A 16,828-nucleotide genomic window follows, 5' to 3' on the forward strand; every position below is an offset into this window, starting at 1 on the left:
GATTATCAGAAGATGTTCATGTTTGAAAAATAATTTGATTCAAGGAAATGGGTAAAATAAATAGGTTTGGTTTTTGGGCTTATGTAATTTTTTTGAAAAGTTTCTCAATATTTGATATAATTCTAGTTATGAAAAAGCTTACGGTATCTCGATACAGGGAAGAAAAAATCCGACAGGGTGTGTTGATTTTAGAAAAAGAAGACTTTCCAGAACTTTCATTTGATCATCAGGCGGTGGAAATAGTCAGTACTCAAGGGAAGTTCCTCGGATGTGGCTACATTTCTAAGCAAAATAAAGGCGGCTGGCTTGTTTCTCAACAAAAAGTCGCCTTTGATCGTGACTTTTTTATTTCTTTGTTTGAAAAAGCAAAAGAGAAACGGCAGTTTTACCGCCAATCTGAAGACATTACAGCTTTTCGCCTGTTTAATCAAGAAGGAGATGGCTTTGCGGGGCTGACAGTTGATATCTATGGAGATTACGCGCTTTTCTCTTGGTACAATCCTTTTGTATTTTCTTTAAAAAAAGTTATTTTACAAGCTTTTCAAGTTGTTTTTCCAGAAGTTTTTGGAGCTTATGAGAAAATTCGCTTTAAGGGGCTGGACTATGAATCAGCCCATGTCTATGGAGCTGAAGCACCAGAGGTCTTTACAGTTTTGGAAAATGGTGTTGCTTATCAGGTTTTTCTAAATGATGGTCTCATGACTGGAATTTTCCTAGATCAACATGAGGTTCGAGGGAGTTTGGTTGATGGCCTAGCATCTGGAAAAAGTTTACTCAATATGTTTTCTTATACAGCAGCATTTTCAGTTGCAGCGGCAATGGGAGGAGTAAGTGAGACGACTTCTGTTGATTTGGCTAAGCGTAGCCGAGAACTCTCTGAAGCGCACTTTAAGCTGAATGGTTTAAGTTTAGATAACCATAAATTTGTGGTTATGGATGTTTTCGATTATTTTAAATATGCCAAGCGACATGGGCTTAATTATGATGTTATCGTACTTGATCCACCTAGCTTTGCACGAAATAAAAAGCAGACCTTCTCTGTTGCTAAGGATTACTATAAGCTGATCAAGCAATCACTTGAAATCTTGAATCCTAAGGGAATTATCATCGCAAGTACAAATGCGGCAAATGTTTCACGTTCTAAATTTAGAAATGAAATTGAAAAAGGTTTTGTTGGCAAAAAACATCGCTATATCAAGGAATATGGCTTACCAGCAGATTTTAACTATAATAAAAAAGACGAAAGTAGTAATTACTTAAAAGTTTTTACGATTAAGGTAGAAGAATGAAATTAGTAGTTTCTGTCACGCCTAGAAATTTAGAGGAAGCCCAGCAGATAGATGCTCATCGTTTTACTGATGCAGACTTGATCGAATGGCGCGCAGACTTTTTAGAGAAAGATGAAATTTTAAAAGTTGCCCCAGCCATTTTTGAAAAGTTTGCAGGTCGTGAGTTATTGTTTACACTTCGAACAAAGCAAGAAGGCGGGAATATTCAATTATCCGACGAGGAGTATGTAACCTTAATAAAAGATGTAGCTCATCTTTATCAACCAGATTATGTAGATTTTGAATATTTCTCACATAAAGAAAAGTTTGAAGAGATGCTTGAATTTCCAAACTTAGTCTTGAGTTATCATAATTTTAATGAAACTCCAGAAAATATGATGGAAATCTTATCAGAGTTGACTAGCTTGACTCCGAAGACTGTCAAAGTATCTGTAATGGCTCATAGTGAACAGGATGTCCTCGATTTGATGAACTACACCAGAGGATTTAAAACTCTGAATCCGGAGCAAGAATTTGTAACAATCTCTATGGGAAAAGTAGGAAAGATTTCGCGAATTGCCTCTGACTTAACCGGTTCTAGTTGGTCTTTTGCGAGTCTTGATGAGGCAACAGCTCCAGGTCAAATCTCTCTAAGCAATATGAAAAAAATTCGAGATATTTTAAATGAGAATTGATGGTCATACTCGCTTAGCTGGGGTCATCGCAAAGCCAATTAAACATAGTATTTCGCCCTTTATTCATAATATGGCTTACCACTTGACAAATACGAATGCAGTTTATCTTGCTTTAGAAGTGGATTCCAAAGATTTAGGTAAAGCTGTTGAGAATATCAAGCTCTATCATATGCTGGGAGCTAATGTTTCTATGCCTTATAAATCAGAGGTTATACAGTTTTTAGATGAGCTAGATGAGTCTGCCCGTGAAATTGGTGCTGTTAATACGATTATCAACAGGCATGGTTGTCTTATCGGTTATAATACGGATGGTGTCGGCTTTTTCAAGAGTTTGCCGGATTTCAACCTTAAAGGAAAAAATTTAACCATTCTAGGAGCTGGAGGAGGAGCTTCCGCCATTATCAGTCAAGCAGTCAAAGAAGGTGTGAAACGAGTTTTTGTCTTTAGTCGTTCTAAAAATTTGTCTAAGACGGAGGATAGATTAACCCAGCTTTCTAAGCGCCTGTCACATCCTATTATAGTGCAGGCTATTGAGGATCTATCGGCCTTGGATACTGCGGTTGGCCAGTCGGCATTGTTTGTGAATGCAACTGGGGTTGGAATGAATGGGAAGTCTCTACCGATTCCAAATAGTTTCATCTTTCCTAAGCATATTTTAGTAGCTGATATTGCATACAATCCAATGAAGACACCTTTTTTACAAATGGCTAGTGAACAAGGCTTATCAACTGTAAATGGATTAGGAATGTTACTATATCAAGCCGATAGGGCGTTTGAGCTGATGACGGGAAAAGCTATGCCAACAGAACCAATCAAAAATGCTTTATTAAAGCATTTTGCAGAATAATTACTAAATTTTACGGGACATTCTTGGGCTGATAAGCTTGGATGTCCATTTTCATATATAGGAGGCGCTTATGAAACTGAATGTGAATCTCCCGCATCATCCCTATGATATTCTCATCGAAAAGGGGTCTTTATCTCAGGCTGGAAGTTGGCTGAGTCAGCTGTGGCAACCTCAGAAGGTAGTTATCGTCACGGACAATCGAGTGGCTAGACTCTATGCGGAAAAGGTTAAGCTGAGCTTGGAAGTGGCTGGATTTGAGGCCTTTGTCTTTTACTTTTTGGAGGGTGAAGCCAGCAAGAACTTAGAGACTGTCAACAAAGTCTATGAGTTTTTGGTCAAGGTTGGTCTGACCCGCAGTGACGGCATTGTAGCCTTGGGAGGTGGAGTCGTCGGTGATTTGGCAGGCTTTGTCGCTTCGACCTATATGAGGGGCATTCATTTTGTGCAGATTCCGACCAGTCTGACAGCTCAAGTAGACTCCTCTATCGGTGGTAAGACAAGTGTCAATACCCCTTGGGCCAAGAATATGGTCGGCACTTTTACCCAGCCTGACGGAGTTCTAATTGACCCTCAAATCTTGTATACTTTGGGTCAGCGGGAACTGATTGAAGGCATGGGCGAGGTAGTCAAGTACGGCTTGATTAAGGATAAGAAACTCTGGGACGAGCTTTCGGAAATGGATGGTAGTCCAGAGTCGATTTTGGAGCATGCGGAGAGCATCATTTACCATTCCTGCGATGTCAAGCGTAAGATTGTGATCGAGGACGAGCTGGATAATGGTGTCCGCCTCTACCTGAACTTCGGCCATACTATTGGGCACGCTATCGAAGCGACAGCGGGTTTTGGAAAAGTCATGCACGGTGAAGCTGTGGCTATTGGCATGGTTCAGGTTTCTCGCATCGCTGAAAAGCAAGGCCTCATGCCAGCCGGAATCACAGAAGACATCATCTGTATGTGTCAGAAGTTTGGCTTGCCGGTGGATTACCAGCCTTGGGATGAGACCGCTCTTTATCAGGCCTTGACCCATGATAAGAAGGCTAGAGGCAACTCTATCAAGCTAGTACTGGTACCTGAGCTGGGCTCGGCTAGCATTCACCAGATTCCGCTTGAAGAGATGAAAGAATTTCTGAAGAAATAAGTGCCAGATGGAGCTTAAGACGATTGGACAGTTTGGATGAAAAATAGATAGAATGTCCAGTTTTTCCATCTCGGAATAGGAGAAAATGTATGAGATACTTAACAGCAGGAGAATCGCACGGACCACGTCTGACAGCTATTATTGAGGGAGTGCCGGCTGGTCTTCCTCTGACAGCTGACTATATCAATGCTGAGCTCAAGCGCCGTCAGGGTGGATACGGCCGTGGTGCCCGCATGAAGATTGAAAGCGACCAAGTCGAGATTACGTCCGGGGTTCGGCATGGCTTGACCATGGGCGGTCCGATTACCCTCAATGTCACGAATCTCGATCATCAGAAGTGGCTGGAGATTATGAGTGCGGCAGATGTGGATGAAAAGAAAAAAGGGCTACGCAAGATTACCAAGCCACGACCTGGTCATGCGGACTTGGTCGGTGGTATGAAATACCGCTTTGACGATTTGCGAAATTCCCTTGAGCGTTCTTCTGCCCGCGAAACGACTATGCGTGTAGCAGTCGGAGCAGTAGCAAAGCGCTTGCTGGAAGAAATCGGTGTAGAGGTAGCCAGCCATATCGTAACCTTTGGTGGCATTGATATTGATGTGCCGGACGATCTGACTGTAGCAGAGATCAAGGAAAGAGCTGCCCAGTCAGAGGTTTCCATTGTCAATCCCGAGCGCGAAGAAGAAATCAAGGCCTATATTGATCAGATTAAGAAAGACGGGGATACCATCGGTGGTGTCATTGAGACCATCGTTGGCGGTGTGCCGGTTGGTCTGGGTTCCTATGTCCAATGGGACAAGAAGCTGGATGCTAAGATTGCTCAGGGAGTCGTGTCCATCAACGCTTTCAAGGGAGTTGAGTTTGGTGTGGGCTTTGAAGCCGGCCGTCTCAAGGGCAGTCAAGTTATGGATGAAATCCTCTGGTCTGAGGAAGACGGCTTCACTCGCAGAACCAATAATCTAGGCGGCTTTGAGGGCGGTATGACCAATGGTCAGCCTATCGTGGTGCGAGGTGTTATGAAGCCCATTCCAACCCTTTACAAGCCGCTGATGAGTGTGGATATAGAGACCCACGAGCCTTATAAGGCGACAGTGGAGCGGAGCGATCCTACGGCTCTGCCAGCGGCGGGCGTTGTCATGGAAAGCGTGGTGGCAACAGTTTTAGCCACCGAAGTTCTGGAGAAATTCTCTTCGGACAATCTGGAAGAACTAAAGGATGCTGTAGCCCGCCACCGGGAATTTGTCAAAAATTTTTAACAAATCATTATATTTTAGGAAAAATTTGCTACAATAATAGAAAGTACAAATAACTCTGTAGTTTAGATTGAAGAAATGGAGAATTTTTATGTCAAACATTTATGATTTAGCTAATGAATTAAACCGTAGCTTTCGTGAATTACCAGAATACAAAGCTGTTTTAGAAAGCAAAGCTTCTATTGATACTGATGGTGAGGCAAAAGCCTTATTTAAAGATTATATTGCTTTTCAAGGGAAAATTCAGCAAATGATGCAAACAGGCCAAATGCCTACACCAGAATTACAAGAAGAAATGAAGAATTTTAGCGAAAAAATTCAACAAAATTCGCTTTTAACAGATTTCTTTAATAAGCAGCAACAATTATCTATTTACCTATCTGATATTGAACGAATTGTTTTTGAGCCTGTTCAAGACTTGATGAAATAATGCCTAAGTGAGTCTGCAATTGATTTCAGTCTCGTTTTACTTAAAAATACTTGATTTTTGATTTTTTCTGAGTATAATGAAACATACATTAACAGAAATGGAAGGAATTGCTTATGTCACGTAAGGTTGCTATTATTGGAATGGGCAATGTCGGAGCTGCAGTAGCTCATGGCCTGATTGCGCAAGGGGCATTTGATGATTATGTCTTGATTGATACAAATGAGGACAAGGTTAGAGCGGATGCTTTAGATTTTCAAGATGCTGCGGCTAATTTGAATCATCATGCCAATATTACAGTTAATGATTATGAAGCTTTGGCAGATGCTGATGTCCTTATCTCTGCCTTAGGAAATATTAAACTTCAAGACAATCCAAACGCAGATCGTTTTGCAGAGTTACCTTTCACTTCGAAAGAAGTTATTGATATTTCAGAGAAGATTAAGTCAGTTGGTTTTAGTGGCGTCTTGATTGCGATAACAAATCCTGTAGATGTTGTCACCAGCTTATTTCAGCATTACACCGGTTTACCAAAAGAAAGAGTGATCGGTACCGGGACTTTACTTGATACAGCTCGTATGAAACGCGCTGTTGGAGTGAGATTTGGTGTTGATCCGAGAAGCGTTTACGGCTACAATCTAGGTGAGCACGGAAATTCACAATTTACAGCTTGGAGTCAGGTAAGAGTAAAAGGGAAGCCTATTCACACACTCACTTCTGATAAAGTGCTAGAAGAAATAGCAACGGAGGCTATGAAGGGCGGACACACTGTCTTTTATGGCAAAAAATATACCTCTTATGGTATTGCAAGTGCAGCTATTCGTCTAGCACTGGCGGTGGTATCAGATGCCCATGAAGAGCTTCCTATCACAAATTACTATGCGCCACTAGATACATATCTTAGCTATCCAGCCATTATCGGCCGAAATGGCGTAATAGAACAAGTGAAGCTGAGTTTGACTGATGAGGAAGAAGCGAAATTAGCTCACTCAGCACAATTTATTCAAGATAAATTTTCAAAACATATTTAGTAGCTTTGACAAATAAAATCACCCTAGAACTTTTGGACTGTACCTCAAAGTGAGATGGAAAATCTCATATTTGAGATCAGTACAATTTTAGGGTGATTTTTCATTCTTGTAATGCCTACCCGTATTTGTTTTCATGTTTTTTTGTGTTAAAATGATAGGAAACCAATGTATGAGGTATTCCATGAAGCTAAGAACAAATGCAAAAGGCTTGAAAGGGACTCTGTGTGTTCCAGGAGACAAGTCCATTAGCCACCGTTCCATTATCTTTGGTAGTTTAGCTAAAGGAGTTACGAAAGTCCATAATATTTTGCGAGGAGAAGATGTCTTATCAACTATACGAGCTTTTCGTGAAATGGGAGTAAAGATTGAAGATAAAGGCAATCTTGTTGAAATAAAGGGTTGTGGCTTTGATGGTTTACAGGCCCCTAAAAATCCATTAAATATGGGGAATTCTGGTACATCCATGCGTTTGATTTCAGGTGTTTTAGCTGGCCGTAACTTTGGTGTCCAGATGATTGGTGATGATAGTTTATCGAAAAGGCCAATGGATCGGATTGCTCTACCATTGCGACAGATGGGGGTGAATATTTCTGGGCAAACTAGCCGAGAATTACCACCTTTGGTCGTTCATGGAACTTCTGATTTACAGCCAATTCGATACCCGTTACCCATGGCTTCTGCACAGGTCAAATCAGCTTTGATTTTTGCAGCCTTGCAAGCAAAGGGTGAATCTGTAATCATTGAGAAAGAAATAACCCGTAATCATACCGAAGATATGTTGCTCCAATTTGGTGGTGAATTGAAGGTAAATGGGAAAGAAATTCGTGTTCAAGGAAACCAGGAACTGAAGGCACAAGAAGTCTTTATCCCAGGTGACATTTCTAGTGCAGCTTTTTGGTTGGTAGCTGGTCTTATCGTACCAAACTCAAAGCTTATACTTACGAATGTAGGTGTGAATGAAACACGGACGGGGATTCTAGATGTTATCCAGGCTATGGGGGGAAGACTATCTCTTTCTGAGGTCGATGATATGACTAAATCGGCAACAATCATGGTTGAAAGTTCGGACCTTCATGGGACGGAAATTGGAGGAGAATTGATTCCACGTTTGATTGATGAATTGCCCATTATTGCTTTACTTGCAACGCAAGCGAAAGGCCAAACGGTCATCCAAAATGCAGAAGAGCTTAAAGTAAAAGAAACTGATCGTATCCAAGTGGTAGCAGATGTACTGACGAGTATGGGAGCGAGGATAAAACCGACAGCAGATGGGATGATTATTCAAGGGAAAACACCTTTGAACGGAGCTTCTGTAAATACGAATGGAGATCATCGAATTGGTATGATGGCTGCGATTGCAGCGCTTTTAGTAGAGGATGGAACAGTTGAGCTGACACGAGCAGAATCTATCAATACTAGCTATCCAGACTTCTTTTCTCATTTGGAGGATTTGCTAGATGACTAAGATATTATTAGGTTTTATGGGAGCTGGGAAGACAACCGTAGGACGCCTTCTGGATCCTCATTTTTATGATATGGATGGACTGATAGTTCATCAGATCGGTATGTCTATTCATGACTTCTTTGTGCAAGAAGGTGAAGAGGCATTTCGAAAAGTTGAGACAGAGATCCTAGAAGATTTACTAGAAAATCAAGTAAACATTATCTCGCCAGGCGGTGGGATTGTGCTATCCCCCTATAACCAGACGTTGCTTAAGAAAAACCCTTATAATATCTATCTACGAGTCGATTTTGATACGATTTATAGTCGTCTTGAAAAGGATATGGCTATGCGACGCCCACTATACTTAAACCATACACGTGCAGCATTCAAGGAAATTTTTGAGGCTCGTTTGCCCTTGTACGAAGCGCTTGCGACTCATATTATTGATGTAGCTGATAAAACACCAGAAGAGATTGCGGAGACGATTCGATGCTTGTAGGTTATTTAGGACCAAAAGGTTCTTTTTCTCACCAAGTTGCGCAAAAGGCCTTTCCAAAGGCTGATTTAATATCTTATCAAACGATTACAGAAGTCATAAAGGCTTATGAAAATAGGCTAGTGGATTTCTCTATTGTTCCAGTTGAAAATTCGATTGAAGGAAGTGTCCACGAAACATTAGACTATCTTTTTCACCATGCTCAGCTTCAGGCTGTAGTTGAGTTGATTCAGCCTATCAAACAGCAGTTGATGGTCAGCAATCTTGGAAATCCAATCGAAAAGATATTTTCTCACCCTCAAGCGCTGGCTCAATCTAAAGTCTATATCCAAAAGCATTATCCAGATGCTTTGTTAGAGATGACGGCTAGCACAGCTAGTGCAGCGAGATTGGTCGCAGAACATCCGGATAAGCCCTATGCTGCTATTGCACCAGAATCAGCAGCTTATGAGTATGGTTTACAGATTTTAGCGCGTGATGTACAGGAAATGAGTGAAAATTTTACACGCTTTTGGGTTTTAGGGATAGAAATACCCATTTTGTCCTTGGAAAGACTTGGATTCAAGCAGACCTTGGCACTGACTTTGCCGGACAATCTACCTGGCGCTTTGTATAAAGCTTTGTCGGTTTTTGCATGGAGAGGAATAGATTTAACAAAGATTGAAAGTAGACCGCTAAAGACTGCCTTGGGAGAATATTTCTTTATCCTTGATGTAGATGGAAGACAGGAAAAACTACTTCAATTTGCGCTAGAAGAGCTGGCAACAATCGGAATTACTTTTAAGATTTTAGGACACTATCAAGTCTACCTTATTGAATGAATATCGGAGGAATTATGGCAAAACAAAATGACAATTTAAGCCATCATGAACAACTACGGTTAGAATATTTATATAAAAATTTCCATTATTTAAATGAGAAAGAACAGGAAGAATACGATTATCTAATACGAAAGTCTCAAGGGGAAGTTTATGATGCAAATCCTAGACAGGTTGAGGAAGCCCTGTCCGATAATTCTTTGCCGATGTCTTCTACTAGAGCAAGAAGCAGAAAAGATCGTCGAAAGAGTGAAAAAACTGAAAAAATGGCGAAGAAGCGTAGAGAAAATCCTACTTCAGATGAGCCAGATAGCGATACAAAGTTAAAAAAGAACAAAAGACGCAAGAAAAAATGGGGTTTTGCTCGAGTATTGAAGTGGTTGCTTACTCTATTCGTTCTCATTTTAACTGGAATGCTTATTATGTTTATCAAGGGAGTCTGGTCTGTGCCGTCTGAAAATAAGCCAACTGCTGAAGTTTTTCATGGTGAGGAGAGTCCAAATGGCACGAATATCTTAATTTTAGGAACAGATGGGCGAGTTGGACAGACCTCTGATGAGACAAGGACAGATACCATCATGGTGCTGAATGTTGGAGGAAAGGGTCATAAGCTGAAATTAGTCAGTTTCATGAGGGACACGCTGGTTCATATCGAGGGCGTTAGCCAACCTGGAGAATATGATCAGAAGCTAAATGCGGCTTATACGATTGGTGAGCAGAGCAATCATCAAGGTGCTGAGCTCGTTCGTGAAATGCTGAAGGATAATTTTGATATTTACATCAAATACTATGCCTTGGTAGATTTTTCAACCTTTGCGACAGCTATTGACACTCTCTTTCCAGAAGGTGTCGCGATGAATGCACAATTTTCAACGATTAATGGTCAGCCTGTAACGGAGGTAGAAGTCCCTGATGACCTCAACATGAAAGATGGAGTGGTTCCTAATCAAACGATAAGAGTTGGCCAGCAGCGGATGGATGGAAGAACTTTGCTTAATTATGCACGTTTTCGAAAGGATGATGAAGGTGACTTTGGACGAACACGCAGACAGCAGGAAGTATTGACAGCTGTAATTCAGCAAGCTAAAAATCCGATGAAACTTTTTTCAGGATCAGAAGCTTTAGGTAAGGTCTATGCAATGACATCAACAAATCTGCCCTACACCTTCCCTTTGACCAATAGTTGGTCTCTCTTGACTGGAGCAGCAGGTGGTATTGAGAGGGTAACCATCCCTGATTTGGGTGATTGGAAAGATGCCTATGATATGTACGGTGGCCAAGGTCTATTGATCGACTTTGAAGCCTATAAGGCCAAATTACAGCAAATAGGTCTCAGATAAGATATATGATATAATGAAAGGTAGGACAAGTTTCTACCTTTTCTTTTTGGAAATGGCAGAGCGATAAAGCAGAAAGAGAAAAATATGTTAAAAAAGAATGATATGATTGAAGTTGAAATCGTGGATTTGAGCCACGAGGGAGCAGGAGTGGCCAAGGCAGAAGGCCTAGTTTTCTTTGTGGAAAATGCTTTACCAGGTGAGATTATCCGCATGCGTGTGCTCAAGATCAATAAAAAGATCGGCTATGGAAAAGTGGAGGAATTTCTCCGTACTTCAGACCAGCGCAATGAAAATCTTGATATGGCCTATCTGCGCACGGGGATTGCTGACTTGGGGCATCTGAACTACCCAGCCCAGCTGGACTTCAAACGTAAGCAGGTAAAGGACAGTCTCTATAAGATTGCTAGTTTGTCCGATGTTGAAGTGCCTCCGACACTTGGTATGGAGCAGCCGCTGGGCTACCGCAATAAGGCTCAAGTGCCTGTCCGCCGTGTTAATGGCCAGCTGGAAACAGGATTTTTCCGGAAAAATTCCCATGATCTTCTGCCGATTGAAGATTTCTATATTCAGGCCCCAGTCATTGACCAAGTTATCCTTTTTACCCGTGACTTGCTTCGGCGTTTTGATTTGAAACCTTATGATGAAAAGGAGCAATCTGGCTTGATTCGGAACCTTGTTGTTCGTCGTGGGCACTACTCAGGACAAATCATGGTCATTTTAGTAACGACTCGTCCTAAAGTTTTTCGTGTTGACCAATTGATTGAACAACTAATCAAGCAGTTTCCAGAGATTGTGTCTGTCATGCAAAATATCAACGACCAGAATACCAATGCGATTTTTGGCAAGGAGTGGAAGACTCTTTATGGTCAAGACTATATTACCGACCAGATGTTGGGCAATGACTTCCAAATCTCTGGCCCAGCCTTTTACCAGGTCAATGCCGAGATGGCTGAAAAGCTCTATCAGACAGCCATTGACTTTTCTGAACTGACAGCTAATGATGTGGTGCTTGATGCCTACTCTGGTATCGGAACGATTGGGCTCTCTGTTGCTAAGCAGGTCAAGCAGGTCTATGGTGTCGAAGTGATTCCAGAAGCAGTTGAGAATAGCCGAAAGAATGCGGAAATCAACGGTATTACCAACGCCAGCTATGTCTGCGACACGGCTGAAAATGCTATGAAGAATTGGCTTAAAGATGGGATTCAACCAAGCCTTATCCTAGTGGACCCACCAAGGAAAGGTCTCACTGATAGCTTCATCAAAGCAAGCAGTCAAACAGGAGCTGGCCGCATCACCTATATCTCATGCAATGTCGCAACCATGGCGCGTGATATCAAACTATACCAAGAATTAGGATATGAGTTGAAGAAAGTCCAGCCGGTGGACTTATTTCCACAGACGCATCATGTTGAGTGTGTAAGTTTGTTGGTGAAACGTAACTAATCCTCAAAAGGTTCCCCAAACCTTTTGAGTCCATGGGATAGGACTCGTAGAATGAGGAGAGAAACCGACGAAATGATACGGTAAGTCTGAACCGCTGAGGGTGTAGCTTGCTCTTAAAAGCTTAGAAACCTTTTAGTGAAAGTAATTCAAAAATCCTTGTTTTTAAATTTTTGACAGTTCAAAGTATTAGTAATCGAAAGAGGTTAATGCAGGCATGACTGAAATTATTGTACGCAATCTAAAGAAAAATTTTCGTGGTAAAGTTGTATTGGACATTCCTAGCTTTGAATCGCATTCAGGAGAGATTGTTTCTATAGTTGGCACCAATGGTGCAGGTAAATCAACTTTCATAAAAATTATCTCTGGCTTAATGTTACAAGACGCAGGTGATGTATTTGTTTTTGGTAGTAAGAATACTTCGAAAGATATTCATAACAATGTCAAGCTTGTACTAGAAAGCGGTAGAGGCTACTACGAGTATCTGACGGCAAATCAAAATATTGATTACTTTTTACATTTGAATAAAAGTTCGCGTAGTCAAGTTAAGGATGAATTGGAGGATTTATTTAATAAACTAGCTTTCCATCCCTATGTTGATGTATTGGTGTCCGAATTATCACAAGGAACGAGACAAAAATTGTCTTTGATTATTGCCTTACTTTGTAAGCCAAAAGTATTGTGTTTAGATGAGCCAACTAATGGTCTGGATGTCATTGCCAAAAAGCAGTTTGCGAAATTGTTACTAACTCTCAGCCAAGAAAAAGGAACCATTGTTCTCATGACGACTCATGATATCTATTTTGCAAAAGAAATATCAACAAGAATTTGTATCATGAGTAGAGGCGAAATAATACAGCAAGGTAGTTTTTCAGAAATCTTTTGGAAAAATACTAGGTGGATTAAATATAGAATTGGTATTTCTGATTCTGAAAAAGATGCTTTTGAGAGACTGTTTCCTGATTTATCTTATCAAGTAGAAAATGAAAGGTTGATTGTTGAAGTAAAAGATAGTCAGGTAAAAAATAATATCTTTAATAATTTTGAGATGATATTTTTTGAAGAAGTTGAGGAAAGTATCGAAGAAATATTGTATGAGGTTATCAATGATGATTAAAGAAATAAGAAGGGAGTTAAAGAGACAGCTGCAAGAGATGATGCAGTTTAAATTTAATTTATTTTTTTCAAATTTTGGAATTTTGATAATGGTTTCAGCTTATCTTCAATACTTTAAAGATACGCAAAGTAAATTTTTATTGTTATGTTTATTATTTACTTGGTATTTTACGAGTCATAGTATTACGCATCCAACTTTTTTTATTGAGGATGACCTTTATGATAGAACTTTGATAAGTGTAATCCAGAGTAGTAAGAGTGTTTTTCATGTCTTAATGTTTAAAATTATTGTTCAGATATTGGTGGATCTAGTTAAAGCCATACCTATATTTATCATTTTATCCACGTTAAATGATATTGATTTTCCGGATGGTATCTTAAAGTTAGTTGGAAACCTGGTTGCATGTATGCTAACTATTATTAGCATATATGGTTTGGGCTTTTGCCTGTCAAGCCTCTGCTTCGTTTTTAATCGTACTTCTAGCATTACATCGTTAATTTCTTATTTCATGCTGTATTTTACTGGCATACTAACACCGCTAGGTGGTTTATTTGGCTTTATAGGAAAGCTTTTCCCTTACTATGCCTTGAGAAATTTTATTATTTCTCCGTCCTACCAGAGTATCTTTTTTATTATAGTCTATTGTGCAGTATATTGGTCAGCTGGAACTTTCCTATTTTTCACTTTATTAAACATTGCTAAAAAAAGAGGGAGTCTTTTCCATGTTTAGTGAATTAAGAAGATATGTTAATTATAGAGTTCGATACACGTTTGATAGTATTTGCGAAGTGATTTATTCCATGATTTTTATTACAGGAATCATTATTATTTTCAATAGTAATAAACCGATAAATCTACTCTATTTTTTATTTATTATTCTATAACTAATGTGATATTGCTTGCTAATGAGGAGTTGGAATTTGAAATTCGCACTAATCAATATACAAATATCAAAACAACTAGACGGACACCAATGATGATTTATATTGCTAGATCAACAACTTATTTTATTTGGTCAACACTCATTTTTTTGATTTCAATCATTCTATCTCATATGTTTTTTAATGGAAAATTTTTTATGCCCTCATTACATTTAGTGGATTTGATTTTGATGTCAATACTTAATTATGCTGTATTTTTTGTCTTATATACCATGGCAATTAAGTTAACAGAACGCTTTAAACGAGTATCCGTCTTATTGAATTTATTTAATACTATAATGCTATTTTATTCTGGACTAGTATTTCCAGCTCCCCTTGTTAGCTATGCAGATGTGTTAGATATATTTTTGAATAAAAAATAAAAGTAAATTGATATGTCTAGAACTAATCATTTAAGTCTTTCTCTGAAAGATTATAAAGTAGCCTTACGTTTAATGGTTTAATTTAAATCTTTCGACTACTATTATTTTGTTTTATAGTATGGGAAATAACAGTCAGGATATGTTGAGGCGGTATCACTGCTTGTAAGAGCTGAGGCATCAGCAAGTAGAAGTAGAGGCTACTCCCATGGGATAGGACTCGTAGAATGAGGAGGGAAACCGACGAAATGATACGGTAAGTCCGAACCGCTGAGTGCGTGGCTCTGTTCGTGAAAGCTTAAAATATTTTGATAAATCGCTACAATGAAAAGCCTTGATTTCCAGGCTTTTTGTAATATAAGAGGAAGCGTCAGAGTAAGAGCATCAGAGGTATTATGGTATTCTCCAAGAGTTGTCCCGCACTGGAAACTGTTTTCCAAAGCAGAAAAACCACAGGACTCAGATTTGTCAGTTAGTAGCCATCTTTACTGACTATTGAAAGTAGATAAACTCATTAAAGCTCCTGTCCCTGGATTAGAAGAACGGCTGTTTCGTATTAAGAAACTTATTGAGATGGATAATCACGTGGAGGTTCTGCGCTAAAACGTTACTGGAAATTCGTTGTTTTGAACATCAAAAAGGAGAGAACTAATTTGGTCCTCTCCAGGTTGTAGCTTTTCATTAACTCACTACAGTTGGCAATGAGACTTTTTATGTTTATCAAGATAGAGTTGATAAACATAAAAATTTCAAATATTACTTGGAATTATCCTTGATGTATAATTGTTTAATATGATTGACCATCTGTTCTGGATGAGAATCATCAAAAATGATACTCTGACCTGTCTTATCATGATTGGTAATTTTGAAAGTTAGTACAGGTTTATTCATTGAGTGTACAGTATTCACAATATCATCAACTTCGCTGAAATAATTAATATCTAAATAGAAGTCTATTTTATCTAGTACTTCACGACTAACAAAAGGGTTGTAAGATGGGAAAAGAGAAACATTTAAATAGCTTTGCAAATCCATTACGCTAGCTGCAAAATTTGTTGGAGCTAAGATGTTAAAATGAACTTCAGGTAATGCTTTGATAAGATATTCCAAATGTGCCATTTCTGCAGCATTTGTAAAGATACATGTCTGGAATTTCTCTTTATCAACGACACTTTCATAACCTCCTTTAAGTGCATAGGAACGGAGCAAAATGTCAGACCAGTCTAATGAATGGTAGAACCACCATACATCTTTATAACGATTCGCATTGAGTGCTTGCCAAGGTTTACCAGCAGTATAGTGGATGATTTTTGGCATATATGTATGTGGGTTTTTGTTTTCTATAGACTGATCATACCAGCTTTGGTCACCATCCGCAACAGAATGTACAATGCTATCTAGACCAACCATGTAATTATATTTTTTGTCAAGGTGTTTCCAACGATTTTGAAAGTACATATTTAAAACACCTTGGTCACCATAAACATGTTCATGATGCTCGTTGGTCAATTCGATTAAATTTTGCAATACATTTTCTTCGCGCCATTTATCAGTGTCAATTAGCATCACGCCAGAATTAAAAATTGTTAACCATCCCCAAGAAGAATAATCTTGAATAGCCGCTAAAGGTAATCCTTCTAAGTCTGTTGTAAATAATTCATCTAAATTTCCAGTGACAAGAGTATCTGAATCAAGATAAAGGACACGACTATCATGGATGTAATGAGGGATGAAGTATCTAAAGAAAGCTGCATAATTTAAGCGTTGTGCATCGGGAACACTATATTCTTTTAAAGGATGTTCCGTGATTTTTACATTCACAATTTTAGAATTAATAGTTTTTAAACGATGATTCATGATTCTGAACCATTCAGAAGGTACATCATCGTTTAAAAGATAAAATGTTATATTATCATTGTGAGCGCAGATAGATTTAATTGTAGTAGTGACCTTATCAATATAGGCGTTATCTGCACCAAAGGCGATTGCTTTGTTCATATTTAACCTTTCTTTTTATGCAAAAATGATTAAGCCAAGTATAACATAAATACTTATATTTTGCTAGTCAATTTAAGCTATTTGTTCCCGAATTTATAAATATTCTTTGAGTACAATTCTCTAAACGTAGTTTTAATCCTGTACTAAACAAACAAAGGAAGTGATTTAGAAATAGCTTCTTAACACCAAAGAAATACTTTTGAATCAAGACATGGA

15 protein-coding genes and 1 pseudogene are annotated in these 16,828 nt (G+C 39.0%); 15 read left to right on the forward strand and 1 reads right to left on the reverse strand.

Annotation, left to right across the window (positions count from 1 at the left end; translation table 11 throughout):
• Positions 1-128 precede the first annotated feature (128 nt).
• From HMPREF9182_RS09390 to HMPREF9182_RS11020, 15 genes and pseudogenes are all read left to right on the forward strand, one after another.
• Positions 129-1,289, forward strand: a complete 1,161-nt coding sequence (locus tag HMPREF9182_RS09390; RefSeq protein WP_009754902.1) for a class I SAM-dependent rRNA methyltransferase — start codon at positions 129-131, stop codon at positions 1,287-1,289.
• Positions 1,286-1,963: a type I 3-dehydroquinate dehydratase gene (gene aroD / locus HMPREF9182_RS09395; protein ID WP_009443924.1), complete on the forward strand. Its 678-nt coding sequence runs from the start codon at positions 1,286-1,288 to the stop codon at positions 1,961-1,963. The genes HMPREF9182_RS09390 and aroD overlap by 4 nt, the downstream gene beginning before the upstream one ends.
• On the forward strand, positions 1,953-2,810 hold the full coding sequence (locus tag HMPREF9182_RS09400) for a shikimate dehydrogenase (protein WP_009755115.1): 858 nt from the start codon (positions 1,953-1,955) through the stop codon (positions 2,808-2,810). Before aroD ends, HMPREF9182_RS09400 begins: the two co-directional genes overlap by 11 nt.
• Before the next feature lie 70 nt (positions 2,811-2,880).
• Complete coding sequence (aroB, locus tag HMPREF9182_RS09405; RefSeq protein WP_009443849.1) at positions 2,881-3,948, forward strand: 3-dehydroquinate synthase; 1,068 nt, start codon at positions 2,881-2,883, stop codon at positions 3,946-3,948.
• A gap of 89 nt (positions 3,949-4,037) precedes the next feature.
• On the forward strand, positions 4,038-5,204 hold the full coding sequence (gene aroC / locus HMPREF9182_RS09410) for a chorismate synthase (protein ID WP_009754349.1): 1,167 nt from the start codon (positions 4,038-4,040) through the stop codon (positions 5,202-5,204).
• Between the two features lie 88 nt (positions 5,205-5,292).
• A complete protein-coding gene (locus HMPREF9182_RS09415; protein WP_009443478.1) occupies positions 5,293-5,631 on the forward strand; it encodes a YlbF/YmcA family competence regulator in 339 nt (112 codons plus the stop codon).
• A 113-nt stretch (positions 5,632-5,744) separates the two neighbouring features.
• Positions 5,745-6,659 carry an L-lactate dehydrogenase gene (locus tag HMPREF9182_RS09420; RefSeq protein WP_009754456.1) on the forward strand — a complete coding sequence of 305 codons (915 nt, stop codon included), beginning with the start codon at positions 5,745-5,747 and terminating at the stop codon, positions 6,657-6,659.
• A 181-nt stretch (positions 6,660-6,840) separates the two neighbouring features.
• Positions 6,841-8,124 carry a 3-phosphoshikimate 1-carboxyvinyltransferase gene (gene aroA / locus HMPREF9182_RS09425; protein ID WP_009754810.1) on the forward strand — a complete coding sequence of 428 codons (1,284 nt, stop codon included), beginning with the start codon at positions 6,841-6,843 and terminating at the stop codon, positions 8,122-8,124.
• Entirely contained in the window at positions 8,117-8,602 is a 486-nt protein-coding gene (locus HMPREF9182_RS09430) for a shikimate kinase (protein ID WP_009443568.1), read from the forward strand. Before aroA ends, HMPREF9182_RS09430 begins: the two co-directional genes overlap by 8 nt.
• Positions 8,593-9,420 (forward strand): prephenate dehydratase, encoded by an 828-nt coding sequence (gene pheA / locus HMPREF9182_RS09435; RefSeq protein WP_009754595.1) that lies wholly within the window; start codon positions 8,593-8,595, stop codon positions 9,418-9,420. Before HMPREF9182_RS09430 ends, pheA begins: the two co-directional genes overlap by 10 nt.
• A 14-nt stretch (positions 9,421-9,434) precedes the next feature.
• Entirely contained in the window at positions 9,435-10,757 is a 1,323-nt protein-coding gene (locus HMPREF9182_RS09440) for an LCP family protein (RefSeq protein ID WP_009443294.1), read from the forward strand.
• An 84-nt stretch (positions 10,758-10,841) separates the two neighbouring features.
• The gene (gene rlmD, locus HMPREF9182_RS09445) at positions 10,842-12,200 is read left to right on the forward strand and encodes a 23S rRNA (uracil(1939)-C(5))-methyltransferase RlmD (protein ID WP_009754371.1); all 1,359 of its coding nucleotides are present in this window, start codon (positions 10,842-10,844) and stop codon (positions 12,198-12,200) included.
• 214 nt (positions 12,201-12,414) lie between these two features.
• Positions 12,415-13,314 (forward strand): ABC transporter ATP-binding protein, encoded by a 900-nt coding sequence (locus HMPREF9182_RS09450; protein WP_009443268.1) that lies wholly within the window; start codon positions 12,415-12,417, stop codon positions 13,312-13,314.
• Positions 13,304-14,044, forward strand: a complete 741-nt coding sequence (locus tag HMPREF9182_RS09455) for an ABC transporter permease (RefSeq protein ID WP_037602888.1) — start codon at positions 13,304-13,306, stop codon at positions 14,042-14,044. The genes HMPREF9182_RS09450 and HMPREF9182_RS09455 overlap by 11 nt, the downstream gene beginning before the upstream one ends.
• A pseudogene (locus HMPREF9182_RS11020) lies at positions 14,037-14,617 on the forward strand (hypothetical protein). The gene HMPREF9182_RS09455 and the pseudogene HMPREF9182_RS11020 overlap by 8 nt, the downstream one beginning before the upstream one ends.
• Positions 14,618-15,370: 753 nt before the next feature.
• Here HMPREF9182_RS11020 and HMPREF9182_RS09465 read toward each other — a convergent pair.
• The gene (locus tag HMPREF9182_RS09465) at positions 15,371-16,612 is read right to left on the reverse strand and encodes a glycosyltransferase family 8 protein (protein ID WP_009754885.1); all 1,242 of its coding nucleotides are present in this window, start codon (positions 16,610-16,612) and stop codon (positions 15,371-15,373) included.
• Positions 16,613-16,828: the final 216 nt, after the last annotated feature.

Source organism: Streptococcus sp. oral taxon 056 str. F0418, assembly GCF_000220065.1.
GTDB lineage: Bacteria > Bacillota > Bacilli > Lactobacillales > Streptococcaceae > Streptococcus.